The sequence below is a fragment of the Amycolatopsis sp. NPDC005961 genome (assembly GCF_040629235.1).
GTDB lineage: Bacteria > Actinomycetota > Actinomycetes > Mycobacteriales > Pseudonocardiaceae > Amycolatopsis > Amycolatopsis camponoti.
The window spans coordinates 78,078-100,403 of record NZ_JBEXVF010000032.1 but is presented as its reverse complement, the minus strand read 5'-3'; the positions used below and the strand labels follow the sequence as shown (position 1 = coordinate 100,403).

At 70.7% G+C, this 22,326-nt stretch carries 20 protein-coding genes and 1 tRNA gene; 7 read left to right on the top strand and 14 right to left on the bottom strand.

Annotated elements, in window-relative coordinates:
- Positions 1 to 1,202 precede the first annotated feature (1,202 nt).
- A tRNA-Arg gene (locus ABZ342_RS26765) sits at positions 1,203 to 1,279 on the top strand.
- 341 nt (positions 1,280 to 1,620) lie between these two features.
- Positions 1,621 to 1,821 carry a hypothetical protein gene (locus tag ABZ342_RS26760; RefSeq protein ID WP_155545545.1) on the top strand — a complete coding sequence of 67 codons (201 nt, stop codon included), beginning with the start codon at positions 1,621 to 1,623 and terminating at the stop codon, positions 1,819 to 1,821.
- Positions 1,822 to 1,864: 43 nt separating this feature from the next.
- Here ABZ342_RS26760 and ABZ342_RS26755 read toward each other — a convergent pair whose 3' ends face one another.
- Complete coding sequence (locus tag ABZ342_RS26755) at positions 1,865 to 2,266, bottom strand: alpha/beta hydrolase (RefSeq protein WP_360478279.1); 402 nt, start codon at positions 2,264 to 2,266, stop codon at positions 1,865 to 1,867.
- Between the two features lie 177 nt (positions 2,267 to 2,443).
- On the opposite strand from ABZ342_RS26755, the gene ABZ342_RS26750 reads away from it, so the two are divergent.
- The 3 genes from ABZ342_RS26750 to ABZ342_RS26740 are packed head-to-tail and all read left to right on the top strand — an operon-like array spanning position 2,444 to position 5,552.
- Positions 2,444 to 3,817 carry a TrpB-like pyridoxal phosphate-dependent enzyme gene (locus ABZ342_RS26750; RefSeq protein ID WP_155545543.1) on the top strand — a complete coding sequence of 458 codons (1,374 nt, stop codon included), beginning with the start codon at positions 2,444 to 2,446 and terminating at the stop codon, positions 3,815 to 3,817.
- A complete protein-coding gene (locus ABZ342_RS26745) occupies positions 3,814 to 5,046 on the top strand; it encodes an ATP-grasp domain-containing protein (protein ID WP_360478276.1) in 1,233 nt (410 codons plus the stop codon). Before ABZ342_RS26750 ends, ABZ342_RS26745 begins: the two co-directional genes overlap by 4 nt.
- On the top strand, positions 5,043 to 5,552 hold the full coding sequence (locus ABZ342_RS26740; RefSeq protein WP_155545542.1) for a hypothetical protein: 510 nt from the start codon (positions 5,043 to 5,045) through the stop codon (positions 5,550 to 5,552). The genes ABZ342_RS26745 and ABZ342_RS26740 overlap by 4 nt, the downstream gene beginning before the upstream one ends.
- Positions 5,553 to 6,029: 477 nt before the next feature.
- Here the strand turns inward: ABZ342_RS26740 and ABZ342_RS26735 are convergent, their stop codons facing one another.
- From ABZ342_RS26735 to ABZ342_RS26705, 7 genes are all read right to left on the bottom strand, one after another.
- A complete protein-coding gene (locus ABZ342_RS26735) occupies positions 6,030 to 7,277 on the bottom strand; it encodes an ATP-grasp domain-containing protein (RefSeq protein WP_360478273.1) in 1,248 nt (415 codons plus the stop codon).
- A 22-nt stretch (positions 7,278 to 7,299) separates the two neighbouring features.
- Positions 7,300 to 8,601, bottom strand: a complete 1,302-nt coding sequence (locus tag ABZ342_RS26730; RefSeq protein WP_360478270.1) for an MFS transporter — start codon at positions 8,599 to 8,601, stop codon at positions 7,300 to 7,302.
- 144 nt (positions 8,602 to 8,745) lie between these two features.
- The gene (locus ABZ342_RS26725; protein ID WP_360478267.1) at positions 8,746 to 9,453 is read right to left on the bottom strand and encodes a transglutaminase-like domain-containing protein; all 708 of its coding nucleotides are present in this window, start codon (positions 9,451 to 9,453) and stop codon (positions 8,746 to 8,748) included.
- Between the two features lie 28 nt (positions 9,454 to 9,481).
- Entirely contained in the window at positions 9,482 to 10,624 is a 1,143-nt protein-coding gene (locus tag ABZ342_RS26720) for an acyl-CoA dehydrogenase family protein (protein WP_360478264.1), read from the bottom strand.
- Between the two features lie 15 nt (positions 10,625 to 10,639).
- Complete coding sequence (locus ABZ342_RS26715; RefSeq protein ID WP_086671488.1) at positions 10,640 to 11,011, bottom strand: ectoine synthase; 372 nt, start codon at positions 11,009 to 11,011, stop codon at positions 10,640 to 10,642.
- Between the two features lie 4 nt (positions 11,012 to 11,015).
- Positions 11,016 to 11,300 (bottom strand): acyl carrier protein, encoded by a 285-nt coding sequence (locus ABZ342_RS26710; RefSeq protein ID WP_360478260.1) that lies wholly within the window; start codon positions 11,298 to 11,300, stop codon positions 11,016 to 11,018.
- 1 nt (position 11,301) lies between these two features.
- The gene (locus ABZ342_RS26705; RefSeq protein WP_360478257.1) at positions 11,302 to 12,810 is read right to left on the bottom strand and encodes an AMP-binding protein; all 1,509 of its coding nucleotides are present in this window, start codon (positions 12,808 to 12,810) and stop codon (positions 11,302 to 11,304) included.
- Between the two features lie 461 nt (positions 12,811 to 13,271).
- Here ABZ342_RS26705 and ABZ342_RS26700 point away from each other — a divergent pair, with 461 nt between their 5' ends.
- Positions 13,272 to 14,240, top strand: a complete 969-nt coding sequence (locus tag ABZ342_RS26700) for a DUF6596 domain-containing protein (RefSeq protein WP_360478286.1) — start codon at positions 13,272 to 13,274, stop codon at positions 14,238 to 14,240.
- Positions 14,241 to 14,384: 144 nt separating this feature from the next.
- On the opposite strand, the gene ABZ342_RS26695 is transcribed toward ABZ342_RS26700, so the two are convergent.
- The 4 genes from ABZ342_RS26695 to ABZ342_RS26680 form a co-directional block, all read right to left on the bottom strand.
- Positions 14,385 to 14,819, bottom strand: coding sequence for an SgcJ/EcaC family oxidoreductase (locus ABZ342_RS26695; RefSeq protein WP_360478254.1), 435 nt, complete (start codon positions 14,817 to 14,819; stop codon positions 14,385 to 14,387).
- A 34-nt stretch (positions 14,820 to 14,853) separates the two neighbouring features.
- The gene (locus ABZ342_RS26690; protein ID WP_360478251.1) at positions 14,854 to 16,032 is read right to left on the bottom strand and encodes an acyl-CoA dehydrogenase family protein; all 1,179 of its coding nucleotides are present in this window, start codon (positions 16,030 to 16,032) and stop codon (positions 14,854 to 14,856) included.
- 151 nt (positions 16,033 to 16,183) lie between these two features.
- Positions 16,184 to 17,359 carry an acyl-CoA dehydrogenase family protein gene (locus ABZ342_RS26685; protein ID WP_360478248.1) on the bottom strand — a complete coding sequence of 392 codons (1,176 nt, stop codon included), beginning with the start codon at positions 17,357 to 17,359 and terminating at the stop codon, positions 16,184 to 16,186.
- Positions 17,360 to 17,627: 268 nt separating this feature from the next.
- Entirely contained in the window at positions 17,628 to 18,827 is a 1,200-nt protein-coding gene (locus tag ABZ342_RS26680; protein WP_360478245.1) for an acyltransferase, read from the bottom strand.
- Between the two features lie 473 nt (positions 18,828 to 19,300).
- Between ABZ342_RS26680 and ABZ342_RS26675 the strand changes: the two genes are divergently transcribed.
- Positions 19,301 to 20,323, top strand: a complete 1,023-nt coding sequence (locus ABZ342_RS26675) for an alcohol dehydrogenase catalytic domain-containing protein (protein ID WP_360478242.1) — start codon at positions 19,301 to 19,303, stop codon at positions 20,321 to 20,323.
- Positions 20,324 to 20,392: 69 nt separating this feature from the next.
- On the opposite strand, the gene ABZ342_RS26670 is transcribed toward ABZ342_RS26675, so the two are convergent.
- Positions 20,393 to 21,790 carry an FAD-binding monooxygenase gene (locus ABZ342_RS26670; protein WP_360478239.1) on the bottom strand — a complete coding sequence of 466 codons (1,398 nt, stop codon included), beginning with the start codon at positions 21,788 to 21,790 and terminating at the stop codon, positions 20,393 to 20,395.
- A gap of 85 nt (positions 21,791 to 21,875) precedes the next feature.
- The gene (locus ABZ342_RS26665) at positions 21,876 to 22,124 is read right to left on the bottom strand and encodes a phosphopantetheine-binding protein (RefSeq protein ID WP_360478237.1); all 249 of its coding nucleotides are present in this window, start codon (positions 22,122 to 22,124) and stop codon (positions 21,876 to 21,878) included.
- Between the last annotated feature and the right edge of the window lie 202 nt (positions 22,125 to 22,326).

Below are 22,326 nucleotides of genomic sequence, written 5' to 3'. Positions count from 1 at the left end.
CGGCGGCATGGTGGTCAGCATGGATCCGGCGCTCGGGGACCTTCCCCGTGGCGACCCCAGCGGCGGGGCGCGCCCACGGGCTTCCCACACCAGATCCGGCGGCGGCCGCCGGGCGGGCCGGGCCTCGTTGGCTTGGTCAGCCTTGGTTGGGTTGGCCCTGGTTGGCTCGGGTTGGCTTGGTTCGCCCTCGCGAGCCTCCGTGGGCCTTCGCGGGCCGTGGTTTGGCTTCGGCGGGCCCGGGTCCGCCTTGCCAGCCCTCGGTCGGCAACGGCGGGCCGGGATTGGCCCTCGGCGGGTCTGGGACGGCCTTCGCGGGCTTACGGGCCCGAGGTTGGCCATAGCGCGGGCCAGGGTCGGCCACAGCGGGCCTTGGTCAGCCTCTGCGGCCTTAACCAGCCTGCGGCCATGGATCGGTTTGGCGGGCCCGGCGAGCCCGGGTTGGTAGCCGACCTGGGTCGACCTTCGCGGGCCTGGCAGGCCTAGAGGGCCTGGGTTGGCCTTCGCGGGCCTGCCCCCGGGCCGGTTGGCCTTAGTCGGCCAGGAAGCCGCTCAGCTGGGCTTCTCGGCCTGCCTGGGCGGACCCCACACCGGCAACCGCCACATCAGCCGCGTCGGCAGCCGCGACCGCTTGCCGACCACCACCCACCCCCAGGCGAGCACCAACGCGCGACCGGCGTCACGACGCCAGCCACCACAACCCACCGCGGCGCCGCCAACGACGACAACCCATCCCCGACTGTTCGGACAAATCGACCAGAACGCCCACGAACCCGACCCAAGGTCGTCAACAACCGACCCAACCATCGACAGGGCGTCCCCAAGACCTCACCTCCGCAGGTGAGGCGACCACCGCGCCGCCCGCCGCGGCCGTCAGGCAGCGGCGTGCGGACGCTCGCGGCGCTGCCTGCCCGGCCGCGGGTTGGTGCGGGCGAGCGTGGTCTGGCTGGACACAGCAAGAGCCTTCTGATCGCCAGATTACAGGTTCGCAGCCCGCCGGGAAGCCCGTTCGGTCACCCTCAGCACCACACCCGACACAGAGGAGGTCTGCACCACTGTCGCCGTCCCGGTCACGACGGCGCTTCCACCGAACTTCCGAATTCCGTCGAACGAGACCTGAAACGATTCGCCGGTGTCGAACGATCGAGAGGATGGCGACGACTAAGCTGCCAGTGCCGGGTTACCGGCAGCAGCCGTCGGCGCGGGCCCTCGTAGCTCAGCTGGATAGAGCAAGAGCCTTCTAATCTCTAGGTCGCAGGTTCGAGTCCTGCCGGGGGCGCCACCAGGGAAGACGTCGTGCGCGGCATGCGCACGACGCACCCTGGCCACGTGCCCGGCCGCGCATCGGGGCACTGCCCCGGCACCGCCGACGTGCCCCCACTGTGGACGGTCGCGACCACGCTCCCCGCGCCGCACGAGTCCGTAAGTCGCACCGTGCGAGCGGCCAGGTGGCCCAACGGCACCGTCCGAGACAACCTTGTTACCTCGCGCGGCGAGGGCTCTGTTTGCGCTTGCCCGCAACCGAACCGTCACACCCAGCGATCACACCCTCGGTACGACGGCGATCGACACGCCTACCCGATCGAGCGAACCGGCACCGACAACGAAGGAGGCAACACCACCGTGCACACCGAAGAGCCCGGCGGCCGGCACCGGCGGCGGCGAGCCAACCGCGTCACGCGCACCGCCCTGGACGAAGCGCGGCGTGCGGGGCTCGTCCAGCGGCACCTGACCAAGCTGCGGTACCTGGCCGGGCGTGCGCCGGCACCGGAGGCGCGCGGGCCGGCCACGGAAGGGCCGCTCTCCACATCGGACGCCGCGTGACCCCGCAGGGACCCGCCGCCCCTCAGTCCAGGTAGAACGGCAGTCAGGGTGTCCGGCGCGACGGCTTGCTCCTGGTCGGGCAGCGTGCGGCGCCGCGCGTTGGGCAAGGCTTCGGCCTGGGCCGCGTGGCCGAACGACGCCGGGCTCGCGCCGCCGTCGAGGACCAGGACGCGCGAGCGGCGGCGTCCAAGGCGAGGACCGTGCCAGCCGACCTGCCCAACAGGTGGGCCTCGCCACCGGCGTCGGCGATCGGGGCGGCCAGGTCCTCAAGCTCGCGCCCCACCGCGTAGGGCCGGGTGTCGGTGCTGCCGCCGCGGCCGCGGCGGTCGTAGTGGTACGCCGTGAAGTCGTGGCCGGGCAGGTCGGTCACCAGTACCAGCGGTGGGCCGAAGCCGACCTTGTCGAACTCGATGACGGTGTCGTCGGCCGACGTTGCGTTTCCCACCGGAATTCCCCTCGCGATTTCTCGGCTATATCCCGAATTAGCGCGCCACTGGTGCGGGTGGCGCACAGCGCGCACTCCGGAAGATGTGCGCCGGCGGGCGGGAACGGCAGCATCGGGGCGTGCCGGCGGTGCCGGTGTGCGCCGGATCCGGTACCGCACAACACGAGAGGCTCCGCGATGGAGAGAACGAAGTTCCAGCTCGACGAGTCCCAGATTCCGAGCACCTGGTACAACATTGCCGCCGACCTGCCCGGCGCTCCGCTGGCGCCCGCGCTCAACCCGGCGACCGGGGCTCCGCTGACTCGCGACGAGATGGGCGCGACGATGCCGGAGCCCATCATCGACCAGGAGCTGAGCACCGAGCGGGACATCGAGATCCCCGAGCCGGTGCGTCAGCTCTACGGCCAGTGGCGGCCCAGCCCGCTCTACCGCGCGCGGCGGCTCGAGCAGGCCCTCGGCACCCCGGCCAAGATCTACTACAAGTACGAAGGCGTCGCGCCGTCCGGGAGCCACAAGCCGAACACCGGGATCCCGCAGGCGTACTACAACAAGCAGGCCGGCAAGACCGGGCTGATCACCGAGACCGGCGCCGGGCAGTGGGGCAGCGCGACGGCCCTGTCGGCCGCGCTCTTCGGGCTGACCGCCAAGGTGTTCATGGTCAAGGTCAGCTTCCAGCAGAAGCCGTACCGGCGGGCGCTGATGGAGTCCTACGGCGCGGAGTGCGTCCCCAGCCCGAGCCCGGAAACCGCGGTGGGCCGGGCGATCCTGGCCAAGCACCCCGACTCCCCCGGCAGCCTCGGCATCGCCACCTCGGAGGCGCTGGAGACGGCGGCCACCGACCCGTCGCTGGGCTACGTGCTCGGCAGCGCCGCGAACCACGTGCTGCTGCACCAGACCGTCATCGGGCAGGAAGCCCTGCTGCAGATGGAGCTGGCCGGGGACTACCCGGACATCATCGTCGGCTGCTCCGGCGGCGGCAGCAACCTCGCCGGGCTGACCTTCCCGTTCATCGGCGCGCAGCTGCGCGGCGGGCCCGCGGTGCGGGTGCTGGCCGTCGAGCCGGCCGCCTGCCCGACGCTCACCCGCGGGAGCATCGCCTACGATTACGCCGACACCGGCCGGCTCGGGCCGCTGTTCCGGATGCACACCCTCGGCCACGAGTTCATGCCGCCGCCCGTGCACGCCGGCGGTCTGCGCGCGCACGGCATCGGCCCGCTGGTCAGCCGCGCGGTCGAGGACAAGCTGATCGAGCCGATCGCCGTCGGGCAGACCGGGTGCTTCGAAGCAGGCGTGCAGTTCGCCCGCACCGAAGGGATCCTGCCGGCGCCGGAGTCGACCCACGCGATCCGCGGCGCGATCGACGAAGCCCTGAAGTGCAAGGCCGAAGGCGTCGGCAAGACCATCCTCTTCGGACTGTCCGGGCACGGGCACTTCGACCTCGTGGCCTACGACAAGTACTTCGCCGGCACGCTCGAGGACGACGTCGTCAACGAGGAGGCGCTCGACCTCGCGGCCGCGTCGATCCCGAGGCTGGACGGAGCCGGCGCGTGAGGGTGGCCGTCGTCGACGCGGACGGCATCGCGGCGCACCTGCCCGCGGCCCTGGCCGCGCACGGGCTGGAGACGGTGCGCGTCCGGTCGGAAGCGCCGGACGTGCACCTGCGCGGGTCCACCGAGGCCGACGTCCGGCACCAGGGCGACGTCGCCGCGACCGCGGATGCCTTGCGGCGCCTCGATGTCGGGTTCGTCGTGGCCGGGACCGAGTCCGGGGTGCTGCTCGCCGACGAGCTGTCGGCGGCGCTCGGCACCCCCGGCAACGGGATGGTCCGGCCGCGGGCGCGACGCGACAAGTTCGAGATGGTGACCGCGGTGCGCGAGGCCGGCCTGGCGACGGCCGCGTCGTTCTCGTCGCCGTCCGCGGACGAGGTCGTCGCCTGGTCGGAAGCGCTGGGCAGCTGGCCGGTCGTGCTGAAGCCGCTGGCCAGCGCCGGCACCGACAACGTCCGGATCTGCGGGTCGGCCGGCGAGGTGCGTGCCGGGCACGACGCGATCATGGCCGGCACCACCCGGTACGGCTCGCGCAACGAAACCGTGCTGGCGCAGGAATACCTGCACGGCGACGAGTACTTCGTCAACACGGTGAGCCGGGACGGGGTGCACCACGTCGTCGAGGTGTGGCGCTACCACAAGCGGGCCCTCGACGGCGGGCACTGGATGTACGACTACGAACAGCCGGTGCCGCTCTCGGAGCCGCGCGTGGCGGAACTGGCCGGCTACACGCTGGACGTCCTGGACGCGCTCGAGCTCCGCAACGGCGCCGGGCACACCGAAGTGATGCTCACCCCGGCCGGGCCGGTGCTGGTCGAGTCCGGGGCGCGGATGGGCGGGTCGCACCAGCCGGCGGTGATCTCGCGGTGCATCGGCACCAACCAGGTCGAATGCCTGGCGCTCGCGGTGGCGCGGCCCGAAGAGGTCACGCAACGGCGGCTGCCGACGTACCGGCCGCGGTCGTTCCTGCGCTACGTCACGCTGATCAGCCCGACCGACGGCGTGGTGCCGGACGAGGCCGGGTTCGCGGCGGTGCGCGCGCTGCCGTCGTTCGTCGACCTGGTGCTGACGACGCCGGCCGGCGGGCCGGTGCGGCGGACGGTCGACCTCGCCACGTCGGTGGGCTACGTATACCTCGAGGCGGACGACCCGGAGCAGGTCGAGTCGGACTACAAGCAGCTGCGCGAGTACGAACAGAACGGGCTCTACAAAGGTGAGGTGGTGACCAGGTGACCAAGGCGATCACGGAACTCAGCGAGCTGGCGGACATCCCGGCGGAATGGGTGCACGTCGACAAGCGCATTTACCCGGGCGAAGACCTCCGGCTGCCGGGCGCGTACCTGAAGTGGTACGACGTCCGCGAAGCCGGCGAGGACGCCGCGCCGGCGATCAGCGAGCAGGCGCGCCAGTACCTGCGCGACCAGGCGGAGTCGGGCGAGCTGCAGTTCGAGAACGAACTCGGCTACGCGCAGCTCCACCACGACGGCGGCTACTACCTGATCGTGGGTCTGTGGCGCAAGGACGAGCTGTGGACGGGGATCTTCTTCCTCGACGGCGACGAGTTCAAGCGCTACCCGGCCAAGCCGGGTGCGTTCCGGGCGACGCAGAACGTGGTCGAGCTGGACACGACCGCCCACGAGCGCCGCGCGTGGGCCCGGTTCCTGCGCACGGACCGCGGCGAAGCGGCCAAGCGGGCGTACATCGAGGACTACTGCACGGGCGTGGTCGGAGTCCCGTGACCCGGCGCGCGTGAGAACGGGCCCGTCCCAGCCAGGGGCGGGCCCGTTTCCGCGTGCACGCCCCGCGCGGCAACAGGTTCCGAACCCGGACGCAGCTGGCTCACCCGCAGAGCCGCGCAGCAACACGATCCGAATCCGGGCCCAGCTGACTCACCCGCACAGCCGCAGCGCCAGGATCCGAACCGGGCGCAGCCGTCTCAGCCACGCACCCGCGCGGCAAAGGGTTCCGAACCCGGCCGAAGCCGTCTCACCCCGCAGCCGCGCGACAACAGGGTCCCGAACCCGGGCACAGCCGTCTCACCCACGCAGCCGCGCGGCAACAGGATCCGAACCCAGCCGAAGCCGACTCGCCGCGAAAGACCGCGATGGCGAGTTCCGGGCCGGGCCAAACCAGACCAGCCGGCGGCGGCGGCGGGGCAGGCATGCGAAAGCCCCGGTGCGCCGACCGGCACCGGGGCTCTCACTCGCCACGAAACCCTAGGACTCCACCGGCTTCGTGCGGACCTTGATGTCCGCCACCTTCGCCTGGCTGAACTCGATCGCCGCCGTCGTGTCGGGGGCTCGGACCGCTACGTGGCCCAAGCCGTCCCATGACCCGTCCAGCGAACGGACCACGTCCCCCGGTGCCGCTCCGCCCAGGTCGATCGCCAATGTTGCCGGGTCTGCCGAAACCCCGTCCACACCGGCGATCTCCAGGATCTCGCCCGGCTCCGCCACCGCCAGCCAGCTTGCCGCCGCGCCCGACGCCGAGGGGGCGGCCACGATCGGGGACACCGAGCCGTGGGGCCACTTCATCGTCAGGTCGTGCATGTCGACCCCGTGGACCGCGAACACCATCTCGTTGATCAACGCTCCGCCGATGCGGTTCTGGGACTCGATCACCACCGGGCCGCGGGGGCTGAACTTGAACTCCGTGTGGCTCGGGCCGTCCGCATACCCCAGCGCGTCGAGGAACGCCGGGATCATCCGCTCCACCGATGCCACCGCGGCGGCGTCGAGGCGGGCCGGGACCGCGTGGCCCGCGTGCACGACCGTCCCCGGCAGCGTGACCGCTTCGGTGATCGCCAGCACCGTGTGCCTGCCCGCGAACGAGAACGCCTCCGCGCTGTACAGCGTCCCGTCGATGTACTCCTCCATCACGTACTCGTCGAGGTCGTACTGGCCGAGGAACGGGTGATCGCCCACGTCCCGCTCCCGCGAGATGGCCGAGAACACCGAGTCGGCCTCGTCCGGGCCGTCCACGCGGTGGACGCCGAAGCTCGCCGTGCCCGCTCCCGGCTTCACGATGAACGGGTACCCGTACCGGTCGCCGAACGCCGTCAGGCTCGCGCTGTCCGTCAGGACCTCCGCGCCGATCGCCGGGACGTCCGGGTGGGCCACCTCGGCCAGCCTGCGGCGCATCACGTACTTGTCGGTGAACCGGTGGCTCACCTCGTACGACGGCCCGCCGAGGCCGAGCAGGTCGCGGACGCGGCCGGCCGGGTCGAGGCCCGGCTCGGTCAGCGACACCACCGTCGTGAAGCCCCACGCGCGGTGCGCCGCCTCGACGAGCGGGCGGAACGTCTCCCAGTCCGTGTAGTCCACCAGGAGCGCGCCCACCACCAGCGGGCCGTACTCCGGCTTGAACTCGTCCGGGTTCTGGCAGTACACGACCTCCAGGCCGGCCGCCTTCGCCGCGTGGAAGTGCTTGGGGTTGCCGCCGATGAGCAGGATGCGTGGCGCCATTTCGCTGGTCACTCCTGGGGACTCAGACCGGTTCGGGTTCGGGCTCGACTTGCGACGACGGCACCGGCTCGGGCTCCACCGGCTTCTCCGCGCGGACCGACGGCAGGCACAGGCACAACGCGCCGCCGAGGACGCACGCGACGCCCGACAGCGCGACCACCTGGGACCCGCTGAAGTGCTCCAGCAGCAGGCCACCGAGCGCGGCGCCCGTCGGGGACGACGCGACGATCACCGAACGGCGGGCGCCGAACACCGCGCCGTGCTGCTCGGCCGTGACCGCGTTCTGGATGACGCTGATCTCGGTGGACGCGTACGGCGCCCAGACGAACCCGCCGACGAACATGATGACCAGGGCCAGCGGCAGCGCGTGCACGAAGACCAGCGGCAGGAGGATGAGCCCCCACACCGTCGCGCCGACCGCGTTGACCACCGCCGGGCGGAACCGGGCCAGCCGCGGCACCATCACCAGGCCGAGCAGCGCGCCGACGCCCATCGCCGACCACATCGCGCCGTAGCCCGCGCCGCCGGCGCCGAGGTTCTGCTCGGAGAACACCGGGATCGCGGTCAGCAGCGGGCCGTAGGACAGGAAGTAGATGACCGTCAGGATCATCATCGCGCGGACCACCGGCACGGTGATCAGCGGACCGAACCCGGCGACGAAGCTGTTCTTCTTCGGCGACGGCGACGGCGACGCCGGGGGAACCGCGACACCCGGGTTCACCCGCACACCGAGCACCAGCGCCGTCGCGACCAGGCACATGATCGCCGGGATGAACAGCGACCAGATCCCGATGAAGCCCGCCAGCGAGCCGCCGAGGACCGGGCCGACGAGGTAGGGGAACTGGTCGCCGATGGTCAGGACGCCGTTGGCCACCTGCAGCTCGCGGCGCGGGATGAGCAGCGGCGTGATGACGCGGGTGCCGACCTTGGCCAGCGGGTTCGTGACGCCCATGACCAGGCACAGCCCCAGCACCACCGGGATGCTGAACGTGCCGACGACCGACAGCAGCGCGATCCCGCCGATCGCGATCCCGCGCACGGCGAAGCCGATCGCGGTCAGCCGCACCGGGGACCAGCGGTCGAACCACGCGCCGAGCAGGGGCCCCGAGACGATCTCCGGGAAGCGGCGGAAGAGCACCGCGAGCCCGGCGAGCCCCGGGGAACCGGTCTCCACCAGCACGATCCAGATCAGGGCGACGGAGGCGAACTCGTCGGCGGTCTCCGAGAGCAGGCTGCTCACCGTGAGCTTGCCCAGGCCCGGGAACCGCCCCAGCACCGACCGCTGCCACCGGCTCCGGACGAAACCGGGCGCCAGATCCACCATCACTGCCCCTCTCCCGGTCACCGATCCGGCCGACGGCAGGCCACCGTGGCCATGAGGTGGCCCGACCGGTGACGAACCCCCCTCGCCGCGGTCCACCGTCCTCCCGCGCGACGGCGAACCGCATCTCCCGCTGTGCTCGACCGGTTACGCGGCCTTGAGCCCCGTCTCGCCGGTCTCGTCGGCCGCCTCGGCGACGAGCGAGCCGCCCGCCGTCTCGTAGCGGCTCGCGAACAGCGCCGGGTGCGCCGAGCGGATGCCCTCGACCACGAGCTCGTACGGGAAGTCGTCGAAGTCGCCGTAGTCGTGGAGGAACTCCATGTACCTGCGGCCCTTGCTGTCGTACGGGTGCGACATGCTGTCGGACGTGCCGTCGAACTCGAGCGGCGTGATGCCGTAGAGCCGGCACAGCAGCTTGGTGAACACCGGCGTCGCGCGGACCCACTTGCCGTCCAGGTACACGGAGTTCAGCGCGTGGAAGCGGAACACGTCGCCGCCGACGAGCTCGCGCAGCCGCGGCGACGCGAGGTGGTTGCGGACGTCGGTGAGCGCGATCCGGCTCGGCACGCCCGCCGCGCGGCACACCGCGGCGTACACAATGGACTTGTGCACGCAGAACCCGCGGCCGCGGCTGATGATCGAGCTGGCCTTGAGGCCGTCGCGGCTCAGCGCCGCGCCGTAGACCTCGTAGTGCAGCTTGTCGCGGACCGCGTAGTAGAGCGCGACCGCCTTGTCGGTGGGGGTCTGCTCGGAGCCGTCGAGCGCCTGCCCGACGAACTCCTGGACCACCGGGTGGTCGTAGTCGAGGAACGGGGTGACCCCGAGCAGGTCTTGCGGAGGCGTCTCGGCCGCCATTTCGTCCTTCTTCCGGTTCCGGCGCCTGTCAGCGCACTCCGAGCATTCTGGCGACCTTGTCCCGCTGGACCTCCGACGTGCCGGAGTAGATCGTGCCGCCGGTGGCGTCGCGCAGCTCCTTCTCGATCCCGAACTCGCTGAGGTAGCCCCGGCCGCCGAAGATCTGCACGGCGTTGGTCGCGGACCGGACGTTGGCCTCGCTCGCGAGGACCTTCGCCATGGCCACGTCGACCATCACGTCCTCGCCGGCTTCGAACCGCTTCGCGGTGTCGTAGAACCAGTTGCGGGTGGTCTCCAGGTCCATCTTCATCTGCACGATCTTTTCCGCGATCAGCTGGCAGGACGCGATCGGCGCCCCGAACTGCTTGCGGCTCTTCGCGTAGTCGATGCTCTGGCCCAGGCGGTACTCCATCGCGCCCAGGCTGATCGCGAAGGACAGGAGCACCTCCCACTTCATCACGTAGTCGAGCAGCAGGAAGCCCTTGCCCCGCCGGCCGACCATGTTCGCCGCGGGCACCACGCAGTCGGTGAACGTCAGGTTCCCCAGTGGCGACGTGCGCAGGCCCATCTTGTCGATCGGCGGCCCGGCCTCGAAGCCGGGCGTGCCCTTCTCGACGGCGAACACGCTGATGCCGAGCGGGCCGGTGCCGGGCGAGGTCCGGGCGTAGACCAGGACGACGTCGGCGGCCGGGCCGTTGGTGATGAAGAACTTCCGGCCGTTGATGACGTAGTCGTCGCCGCGCCGCTCCGCCGTGGTCTGCATGGCGGCCGCGTCGGACCCGCCGTGCGGCTCGGTGATCGCGTGGGCGCAGATCACCGAGCCGTCGACGACCCGCGGCAGGAACCGGTCCTTGACCTCCTGGCTCCCGAAGCGCTGGATCGGCACGCCGGTGCTGACCAGCTGCGTCGAGATCGAGAAGTTCAGCCCGCCGTCGCGGCAGTGGTAGCCGAGCCCTTCCAGCACGTGCATGGTGGTCGGCAGGTCGTGCCCACCGCCACCGTGCTCGGTGCCGAACGGCAGGCCGAACAGGCCCGTCGCACCGATCTCCGGCCACAGCTCGCCGGCGAACTCGGCTTCGCGGTCGCGCCGGAGGTGGTCGGCGCCCCAGGCCTGGAAGACCTCGGTGTAGCCGTCCCGCAGCTCCTGCTGCTTGTCGGTCCACTGCTGCATCGGGGGAGCTCCGGCTCAGTAGTTGGAAAACTCGTCGTCGAGGTTGTGCGACTCGTCGCCGATGAGGGCCGGCGTGAACATGCAGACCAGCACCATGTCCTCGTGCGGCGACGCGATCAGGTGGTGCGGGTCGTGCTTGTCGAGGGCGTAGATCGTGCCGACCTCGATGACGTGCTCGTCACCCGCGGAGTCGATGACCTTGCCGCTGCCGGCGATGCAGTAGCACGCTTCCAGGTGGTTCTTGTACTCCAGCGCGGAGTCGGTGCCGGCGCGGACGATCGTGTGGGTGACCGTGTAGCCCATGCCGTCCCGCAGCGTCAGGAACCGGTGGCTCAGGCCGTTGCCCCACTCGACGCCTTCGACTTCCGAAAGTTTGCGGATGATCACTTTGTCAGGCCGCCTTTCCCAGGTAGTCCGCACCGGACGAGCCCGACGCCGAGTGCAGCTCGGCGAACCGGGAGATCGAGGTGATGGAGGTGAAGTCCTGCTCGACGATCTCGACCTCCTCCATCGGGATCTCGAACGTGCTCTCCAGCCAGGTGACCACGCGCAGCAGTCCCAGGCTGTCGATCACGCCGTTGGCACGCAGGTCGTAGTCGTCCTCCAGCTCCTCCGGGCCGACGCCGGGGAGGAACTCGTCGAGGACGTACTGCTTGATCTGCTCGGCATAACTCATGTCAGCTCCCGTTCAACAGGTCTCGGATGACGGCTTTGCGGTCGGTCTTGCCCGTCGACGTCGTCGGCAGCGGGTCGTCGACCACGCGGATCGTGGTGGGCAGCGCGGCCCGCGCCAGCCGCTCGCGGCAGAACTGCCGCAGCGCGAGCACGCCCAGCGGCTCGGTCGTGTCGCGGCGGACGACCGCGTGGATGACCAGCCCCGCCACGTCGTCGGGCACCGCCACGACGGCCGCGCCGGCGATCCGCTCGTGGCCGAGCAGGACCTGCTCGATCTCCTCTAGGTTCACCCGCACCCCGCGGACCTTCACCTGGGAGTCGGTGCGCCCGACGAGGGTGAACACGCCGTCGGCGTCCCGCGCGACGAGGTCGCCGGAGCGGAAGTAGACGCGCCCGTTGTCCCGTTCGACGAACTTGTCCGCTCCGCCGCCGACCGCGTAGCCGGCGGTCTGGAACGGCGTCGACACGAGCAGCTCGCCGGTGGCCGGGCCGTCGACGACCTCGCCCGCGGCGTCCAGCACGAGCGCGTCGACGCCGGGCAGCGGGCGGCCGATCGGCAGCAGGCCCTCGCCCTCGAAGCCGGTGATCTCGTGGATGAAGCTGTCGTTGGTCTCGGTGGCACCGTAGATGTTGTGGAAGCGCGCGTTCGGGAACAGCCGCGGCAGCTCGGGCAGCAGCTTCGCCGGCATCTTGTCGCCGGTGACGATCACGTGCTTCACCGAGTCGAACGGCTGCCCGTCGTGGGCGTCGGCCAGCAGGCGGTAGAGCATCGGGACCGACTGCACGACCTCGACGGACTCCGTGCGGATGACCTCGGCGAGGTGCTTGCCGTTGGTCGCCTTCTCCGGGTCGACCAGGACCGTCGTGCCGCCGGCCTTGAAGGTGGCGCGGATGTCGAGCAGGCACAGGTCGAAGTTGAACGGCGCGTAGTTGAGCACCGCGGTGCCGGGCCGCAGCCGGAACTTCGTGACCGCCCACTCGGTGAAGCGCTCGACGGCCTGGAAGCTCAGCGGCACCACCTTGGGCAGGCCGGTGGACCCGGAGGTCGTGAAGATGAACGAGGTGGCGTCCGGGCTGACGTCGGGGCCCGTGATGCCGTCGAGGCCGGCCAGGTCGCCGTCCGGCGCGACCGCGGTGGTGTCGATCTTGTGGATCCGCCTGCCGCCGACGCCCGCGCCGGGTTCGGCGGTCAGGACATCGGTGCAGCCGGCCTTCTCCAGCAGCTCTTCCAGCGCTGTCGCGCCGAGTTCGACCGACGGCAGCATGAACGGGCGGCGTGCCAGCAGGCAGGCGACGATCAGCGCGACGGTGCGCGGTGTCTTCGCGGCGTGCAGCGCGACGCGGGCGCCGGGCGGCAGCTGCAGCGCCGCGAGCCCGTTGTAGGCCGACATCGTCATGGCGCACAGTTCGGCGTACGACACCCGGTCGCCGCCCATCACCAGCGCGGTCGACTCCGGCCGGTTGCGGGCGAAGTCGGCCAAACAGCCGAGCAGCGAACGCGAGTACGGCACAATGGTCTCCAACCCAGCCGGGCGCGCGGCGACCACTGTCGCGCGCCGGCCAGTAACCCCAGCTCCCCCACGGGGAGTCCACTTCGGACCCCGGCGGTGCCCGGCCCGGGCACCGCGTGCACACCACCGTAGCTTCGGGCCGGAGCGACTGGCTTCTTGCGCAGTGCGGCGCCGCCCGGCCCAGTGAAGTCCTGTGTGGACTGTCCGACCAGGACTCCCGCCTTCGCAGCGTGCCGGTTGCCCGGGAGACGCTGGGCCGTTTCGGACATTTCGAACGTCCCGAAGCCGGGCAGGTACAGCGCGTCGTCACCAGGGCCGAACCCGACGTCGATGGGCCGGCCGGGTCCGACGGCGTCTTCTCCCGGCGTGCGCGGTTTCCCGCTCCGGCGCCGGCAGCGCGCTAGCGTGAACAAACCCCGGCCTCGCCGAGGAGTGTGTGCGGGAGGAAGGACGTGACCGAGATGGACGACCTGGACGACCTCGCGGCGGGCGACCCGACCCCCGCCGACCGGCTACGGCTCATCTTCACCTGCTGCGACCCCGAACTACCGCGCGAGGAACAGATCGCGCTGACGCTGCGGCTGGTGTGCGGAGTCGGTACCGGCGACATCGCGCGCGCGTTCCTCGTGCCGGACGCGACGATGGCCGCCCGGATCGCGTCGGCGAAGAAGAAGATCTCCGCCGCGGGTGTTCCCCACCGGCTCCCGGCGGCGAGCGAGCTGCCGGACCGGCTGGACGCGGTGCTCACCGTCATCCACCTCCTGTTCACCACCGGGCACACCGCGCCGTCCGGGGACGCGCTGGTGCGCGACGACCTCGTCGACCGCGCGCTGGGCCTCGCCCGGCTCCTGCGCGACTTGATGCCGGACGAACGACAGGTCTGGGGACTGCTCGCGCTGCTGCTGGTCACCGACGCCCGGCGTGCCACCCGCACCGACGCCCGTGGCCGGATCCTGCTGCTGGACGAGCAGGACCGGTCGCGGTGGGACCGGGTCGCCATCACCGAGGGCCACCGGCTGGTCCTCGACGCGATGCGCGCGGGCCGGCCGGGGAAGTTCGTGCTGCAGGCGGCCATCGCGTCCTTGCACGCGCGGGCGCCGAGCTACGCCGAGACCGACTGGGCGCAGGTCGTGGTGCTCTACGACGAGCTGCTGAAGGTGTCGCCGTCTCCGGTAGTGGCCCTCAACCGCGCCATCGCGGTGTCCATGGTGGACGGTCCGGAGGCAGCGCTGCGCGAGGTGCGGGCCCTGGAGGATGACGGCAGGCTCGACGGCTACCACTACCTGGCCGCGGCGAAGGCCGACCTGCTGCGGCGGCTGGGTCGCCCCTCCGAAGCGGCAGCCGCGTACCGCACGGCTCTGGAACTGGCCGGCAACGATGCGGAACGCGCGTTCCTCGCCGGGCGGCTGGAAGAGGTGACCGCCGCCTGACCCGTCGGCTCCGGCGGCAGCGGAGCGATCGAAGATTGCGGCCAAGCCGGTCCGCGGCACCCCCGTCGAAGAGCACGGCCGGCACATGACGAACGGGGCCGCTGTCCGCTCAGGCGGACAACGGCCCCGTGCTCGCTTTCGGAGTCAGGCGGCGCGGTCGGCGGCGCCCCCGCGTGTCGCGCTCGCGTCGTGGCGCGGGCTGTTCTGGTACGCGGCGAGCCGCCACTCACCGTCGTGCCTGACGACCAGCCAGGACGCCCTGATCGCGCTGCTTTCCGAGACCTCGGTCTCGCCTGCCGCCAGCACACCGCCGTGGCTCAGCAGGATCGCGACGTCCGGCCCGAGCACCCGAATGCTGATCGGCTTGCCAACGACCTGGGTGCCCTTGTAGCGGCCCTCGAACGCGTCGGCGAAGTAGGAGCGGACCTCCTCCTTGCCGTTGCAGAACACGCCGGGCAGGATCAGGGTGCCGTCCTCGACGAACAGGCCGGCGATCGTGTCCGCCTCCCCGTAGGCCCACCCGGCCACCATGCGCTGGGTCAGCGCAGCGATCGCGGCTGCGTCCGAATCGGTGGTCATACTGGAATTCCTCTCTGGTGGTCGAAGAACCGGATCAGATGTAGAGGGTGTTGGGTTCGAGCCCGCACAGCACCCGGCCGTAGAGCTCGGCGTTGGTGTTCGGGTGCATGAGCGCGTGCTGGTTGACCGCCTGGATGTCCCGGTTGATCCGCTGGATCGGGATCCCGCTGTAGATGGAGGAACCGCCACTCGCCGTGGCGTAGATGTCGATCGCCTCCTTGGCCAGCCGGACGGTGGCGCCCACGTCGGCACGCGACCTGGCGCGCTCCTCGAGCTTCCACTCGGTGCCCTCTTCCGCCTTGGTGTCGACCAGCTTCGCGAGGCGCTGCGCGTGGAACTCCGCCTCGTCGGTCTTGTTCGCCGCCTCGGCCACCTGGAAGTGGGTGATCGGCGCGTCGCGCTGGCTCTCGTAGGCGGTGTAGGTGATCTTGCGCTCCACCATCCGGCTCATGAACGCGTGCTGGGCGCCCTTGGCCATGCCGACCAGCGTGCCGACCGACGCCGCGGAAGCCACCGGCAACAGCGGCGCGCGGTAGACCGGCGACGACGCGTTGCGCTTGGAGGCGATCTGGCCCTGCAGCACGGCCGGCAGCGGCAGGACGCGCTCGGCCGGGATGAACAGGTCCCGCGCCACTGTGCTGACACTGCCGGTGGCCCGCAGGCCCGACGTGTGCCAGTCGTCGATGACCAGCAGGTCCGACAGCGGCACGAGCGCCATCACCGGGTACGGCTCGCCGTCCGGCGGGACCAGGACGGCGATGATCTCCTGCCACTGGGCGTGGTGCGCGCCGCTGATGAAACCCCACTTGCCGTTCACGAGGATGCCGCCGTCGACCGGCTTGGCCATCGCCGACGGGCTGAGGGTGCCGCACACCCGCACGTCCGGCGTCGAGAACACCTCGTCCTGCACCTCGTCGGGGAACTGGCAGGCCATCCAGGTCGGGATCCAGTACACCGACGCCACCCACGAGGTGGAGCCGCACCCCTGGCCGAGCGCGGTGCCGACCTCGAACAACGTCTGGCTGTCCACTTCGTACCCGCCGTAGTGCTTGGGGCGACGGAACTTGAACACCCCGGCGTCGGCGAGCGCCTCGATGGACTCGTCGTGCAGCCTGCGGTTCTCCTCGGCCCAGGACGCGTGCTTACGCAGGAGCGGAATCAGATCCGACGCCTTGCGCACGAGTTCCTCGCGCGCGGGGATCGTGGTAGCCAAGTTATCCTCCAAGCAACGGAAGCGGACGAGAACGAACACCTGGTCGCGCGAGGCTCGGCCGGCATCCGTGGGTCTTCGGTTCGAGCGTCTCCCGAACGGGCCGGCGGTGCGTCTCCGGATTTGCGGTTTCCCGGCGCGATGGACCCGCGAGTCAGTGGTGATCTTCGATGCCGAACCGCGCCTTGGCGAGTTCACGGTTGGCCATCGTGTTCATCGCGACGGCGATGCCGGCGTGGCTTTGCAGCGTGGACAGGTCGCGCCACACCCGTTCGATGCGCTGCCCCTTGCTCACCGAGCTCGAACCGGCGGTCGGGAACACGTACTGCTCGACCGCGGCCCAGCTCAGGCGGATCACCTCGCGGCACATGGTGGCGATGCGCCAGTCCTGCTCGGCGGTGAACGCCTGCGGTCCCTCCGCGCACAGGTCCTGCCACCGGGCCACCGTCCCGGCGACGGCGGCCTCCGCGGTCGCCAGCTTGCCGGTGGCCTCTCCGTACCAGCGCTGGAAGTCCGGGTCCTCGGCACGGCTGACGATCGGCGGGAACATGGTGGTGCGGGTGCGCATCAGGTGCTCGTACTCGTCCAGCGCGCCCTTGGCGATGCCGACCGCGAGGCAGGCCGCCTCGAGGAAGGCGAAGCTGACCGGGCCGCCGCCGTACTGCGGGTTGATGTGCAGCCGCACGCCGGGCGTGTCCTGGGTGACCCGGTACTGGCTCTGGTGCGTCGGCAGCGTCTGGTCGTCGGGCACGTGCGCGTTGTCGATCACGAGGCTGTGCGACCCACTGCCCTTGAGGCCGAGCTGGCGGCCCCAGTCGTCGAGCCGGCGGAACTGGTCGCTCGACACGACGAACAGCAGCACCTCCGGCTCGTCGCCCTCCTCCGGCGTGACCAGCGTGTGGCCGATGAAGTGGGTGGCGTACGGCGCGCCGGAGCAGTAGCCCCACGTGCCGTTGACGATCCAGCCGCCGTCGGGGTGGCGCTCCGCGGTGCCGCACGGCAGCACCGTCGACGGCGCGATGAAATCTCCACCGGAAAAGATCGTTTCCTGCACCCGCTCCGGGAACACGGTCGCGGCGAACACCGCGTGCACCGCGCCGAGGCAGTACATCCACCCGGTCGACGGGCAGCCCCGCGCGAGCGTCCGCACGACCCGGAAGAACGTGTCGACGCCGAACTCGTAGCCGCCGTACCTGCGGGGCACCAGGATCCGGTAGAAGCCGGCCTTCGAGAAGGCCTCGTGGACGTCCTCCGCGTAGTAGGTCCGGTCCTCGACCTCGGCCTGCCGCGGGACCAGCGTCGGGGCGATCGCCTCTGCGCGCGCGATCACGTCCGCCGGTGTGAGATCGGGTTCCGGCGGCAGCGGATATCCGTTGGCAGGGTTAATCGCCGATACTGTCATCGCTGCGCGATCCTTTTCTCGAGGGGCAGTACAGTGCCGAATCCGTCCACGCGCGGGCGCATCAACTCCTGTCCGGGATCATCACATCCGCCCGGCACCGGCCGCATCTCCCCGGTTGCCGGTCGTCTCTTCCAGCGTGCGGCGTCGTGGCGAAGCCCCTGCCGGTCGGCCGGCAGGGGCTCCTCCTCCGGACGGGCTATGCGGCGGCCCGGTCGTCGTCCGAGGGCTTGATCGGGATGACGGTGGCCGCCAGCTCCTTCGCCTTCTTCTCCTTGTCGCGTTTGGACACCGAGAAGCGCCGCATGATCGGGTGCTCGATCAGCGAGTACTGCAGCCACGCGACGAACAGCGTGACCGCGAAGATCGCCGCCATCTCGGCGAGCGCGCCGCCGAGGGTCGTGGCCGGGCCGAACACCGTCATGTAGCCGTACCACAGCAGCAGGCTGTGCCACATGTAGAAGGCGAACGACACGTCGCCGAGCCAGACCATCGGCTTGCTGCCGAGCCAGCTCTTCCTGCCCTCCGCGTCCGCCTTGGCCGTCGCGGCGATGAGCAGTCCGAGCGGCACGACCATCAGCGCCACCAGCCCGAAGGTGTGCGGCACGAACTGCGACGCGACGTAGGCGATGACGACCAGCACGGCCGCGCCGGCCCGGCCGAGCGGAAGCCGTTGCCCGGTCAGCACGATGCGGGCCAGCAGGATGCCGACGGTGAAGTCCAGCATGCGCGGCAGCGGAGCCTGGTAGATGCTCCACATCTCCAGATCGGTCACGTCGGAGAAGGTCATCAGCGGCGCCGACGGGAACAGCATGGTCAGGAACGGGATCGTGAAGATGACCACCACCAGGCCGCCTACCCAGGTCCACAGCCGCGACGGCCGGATCTTGTTGATCCACCGCATCACGAGCGGGAAGGAGAGGTAGAACAGCAGCTCACAGGACAGCGACCACGCCACGCCGTTGTAGTTGCCCCGGATGTTCATGTCCGGCGCCCACGACTGGAGCAGGAAGATGTTGAGGACCGCGTCCCGTCCGTTGAGGACCATGCCGTCCACAAGCGCCAGCAGCAGGGCCGCGGCGATGAAGGTCGTCAGATGGTTCGGGAAGATCTTGAACGCCCGCCGGCGCCAGAAGGCGCGCGTCGTGTCGGACGGCCGGGAAGACCAGGCCAGCACGAAACCGCTCAACACGAAGAAGAAGCCCACGCCGAGGAAGCCCGCCTGCCACAGGACCTTGTTCATCGTCTCCTGCACACCGGGGTACATGCCGATGAACGCGGTGTGGAAGCCGAAGACCATGAACGCGGCGAAGAATCGCATGCCCGTCAGCGACCGCAGCTGCGCCGGCCGGGATTCGGGGTGTAACGGCCCCGCGTCACCCTTTGTCGTTCTGTCCATTTGGCGTGTCTCCATTTCTCGCTACCGGACGAACCGTCACACCCCCGACGTGTGCCCGACCGCCCGTTGTGGTTCGAGTCCGAAACGAACTGTCGGTCGCCGCATTGTCACGCGCTGCTGAACTGTGTTACGCTGGTGATCCGCCGGCACCCGGTTGGGTAATCACCCGCCCACGAATCCGGCGTTGTGTGAAATGCGCACACGACCGACAACATTCGGTGTCCTGTGCATTCTTCCTCGCGGCTTTGCCCGCCGACCTCTTCCAGCGTGCTACGTGGCCGACAGTTCCCCGCTCGCGCTGGAGCGCCCCTGGACCGTGCCCGAGTCCGCACGGGGGAAGACCCACCCGCGCACCCGGCGTGGTGATGATGGGTGCGTCGCCTGACGGGCTCGCGTGTCGAAAGACCCCCGCACCACCAGGCGGCCGGGACGCCGTGTCGGTCTGCTCCCGGATTCTCGGACTAGGAGGTCGGATGAAGGCAACGGTCATTCCGGAAGTGAACGCCGGGTGGGTGATCCAGGACGTGCCGACACCGACGCCGGGTCCCGGCGAGGTGCTGATCAGGGTGCGGGCGTCCGGGTTGTGCGGCAACGACATCGCCGCCTCCAAGGGGTACATCCCGTTCCCGGCCATCTCCCCCGCCATCCCCGGCCACGAACCGGTCGGCGAGGTCGTGGAGACCGGCGCGGGCGTCACGTCCCGCGCGGTCGGCGACCGCGTGGGCGTCACCTGGATCCGGGGCACCTGCGGACGGTGCGACTACTGCCGGCTCGGCCGGCCGGTGAGCGGCACGGCCGCGCTCCTGTGCGCCGCGCCCGTCTCGACCGGCTTCACCGTCCAGGGCGGCCAGGCCGAGTACATGGTCGTGGCCGCGGACCAGACCGTCCGCATCCCGGACGCCCTGAGCGACGTGCTGGCCGCGCCGGTGCTCTGTGCCGGCTACACCAGCTGGTCGGCCATCCGTGCGGCCGAGGTGAAGCCGCACGAGCGGATCGCCGTGGCCGGCATCGGCGCGCTCGGCCACCTCGCCGTGCAGTACGCGAAGGCGTGCGGCTTCGAGACCGTCGCGATCACGACGTCGCCGGACAAGCACGACCTCGCCCGCGAGCTCGGCGCGGACCTGGTCGTCGCCGACGGCCGGCAGCTGCGTGAGGCGGGCGGGGCCGACGTCATCATCGCCACGAACCCGTCCCACGTCGCCGCGGCCGAGTCGCTCGCCGGGCTCCGGGTCGGCGGCAGGCTCGTGCTCGCCGGCATCGACGGGCAGAACGCGTTCGGCATTCCCAGCGCGGCGGCTCATCCGTTCTTCGCGATGGACCAAAAGGTGCTCGGCGCGACGCACAACGGCCCCGAGTTCCTGCGGGAGGCGCTCGACATCGCCGCCGCCGGCAAGGTCACCCCGCTCGTGGAGACCTTCGCCAAGGAGGACATCGCCGAGGCCGTCGAGAAGGTCGGCAAGGGCGAAGTGCGCTTCCGCGCCGTCATCGAATACTGAGCCGGCTCCCCACCACACCCGAAGGCCGGGTCACCTCGATCGAGGTGACCCGGCCTTCGTGTGGTTGGTTCACGCGGCTTCCGGCAGATCCCTTGGCGGGGCGCCGGCCGGCGGCGCGGTGTCGAGCCAGGACGGGCCGGGCTCGGGAGTGCGGAACGCGTGGCGCAGCACCCGCCGGACGGTCCCCGGCTTGAACAACGCCTCCGGCGGGTCGATCAGGCCGGCCACCCGCATGAACGCCTCGGTCACCTTCGGGTCCTGGGTCGCCGCGTACTGCAGCCGTGCCATGTAGGCGTTGGCGACCTTCACCTTGACGGGCCGGGGTCCCTCGACGCCGGGGTAGGCCAGGTCGCCGCCGACGGAGATGTCCCACGGCGCGTTGATGACCTTCGAGATGGCGGCGAAGAACGGCAGCGGCGCGACGTCGCCGGCACGCAGCAGCTCCCGCAGCGCGAGCACCTCGAGCGCGGCGACCGTCATGCCCTGACCGTATACCGGGTTGAAGCTGCAGAACGCGTCGCCGAGGACCAGCAGGCCGTCCGGGAACCGCGTCAGCCGCTCGTAGCGGCGGCGCACGCTCGCCGGGAACCGGAAGCTCACCGGATCCTCCAGCGCGGGCGCGTCCCGCACCGCGTCGTACACGTCGGGCACCGGCAGCGTGCGCGCGAACTCCAGGAAGCCCTCCGGGTCGGTCGGCGGGTGGTCGCCGAGGATCCCGGTCAGCGACAGGACGCAGACACCACCGCCGAGCTGGCCGAAGAAAGCGCCGCGGGGATGTGCCGGCGAGGCCACCGGGACGATCGACTGCGCGCCGTCGAACGGCTCGGGACCGACGCGGTAGTGGCGCGTGGTGTAGGCGAGGCCGACCTTGACCCGCTCCTCCTCCGGGCGTTCGTAGCCGAGTTCATCGAGCCAGGCCGGGGTGCGCGAGCCGCGGCCGGTGGTGTCGACGACCACGTCCGCGTCGAGCACGACCTCGGCGTCGTCCGTCTGCCGGCGCACCACGACACCGGTGACCCGCCGGTGGTCGCCGGTGGTCACCAGCCGGAGGATGTCGTGCTCCTCGAGGTAGGTGACGTTCGGCAGCGCGGAGACCCGGTTCCGCACGTGGTTCTCGAGCACCGGCCGGGACGGGGCCACCGTCACGAGCCCGGTGTCGGTCGGTTGCAACCGCCTGCCGTTGAAGATCCACCTGATCCTGCCGAGGTCGGTGGTGAACGCGCCGGCCGCCACGATCTCGTCGGTGAGGCCGGGGAACAGGTCCTCGAGGATCAGGTGGCCCCTGGCGTGCAGACCGTGGGCGTGGTGGGCGTGCGGCGCCCCCTTGCGGGCCACCCGCACGTCGAGCACCTTGTCCCGGTCGACGACCACGACGTCCTGATAGGACTCGGCCAGAACGCGCGCCACGAGCGTGCCGGCGATGCTGCCACCGAGTACGACCGCGCGGACCCGAGCTTGCGAGTTCATCGTGTTTCCTTTCTGCGTCGCGATGCAGCCGGAGCTCACCGCGTTGGTCCGCACGCTCCGGCCGTCAGCTCGGGGCGAGTCGCGGTCAGGCCGCGGATGCGTCCTCGGCCTTGGCGGTCACGCTCCGGACGAGCGTCGCGAGGTTCGGGTCGTCCTCGAACAGGTCGCCGACGTCGATCCAGACGCCGAGCTCCTCCTCGATCCGGGAGACGATCCGGACCGCGGAGATGGACTCGCCGCCCAACTCGAAGAAGGTGGCGTCCTCCTGGCCGTTCGGCACGGTGAGCGCAGCCCGCCAGATCTCCTCGACCTTCCGCGCGATGTCGCTGCTCATGCACTTCCTCCAACTGTTCTGCCGATGGCGTCAACCGTCCTGATGAGACAGTGACTCGAGGAACGGAGCCGACGGACTCACCGCTACATCGTCACTCCAGCCCACTGCGGGCCGCGTCTCGCGCAGTGCGGAACCGCCGCGCCGCCATCGGCAACGCACGACAGCGGCGGCGGGCTGCCGCTGTGGCAACCCGCCGCCGCTG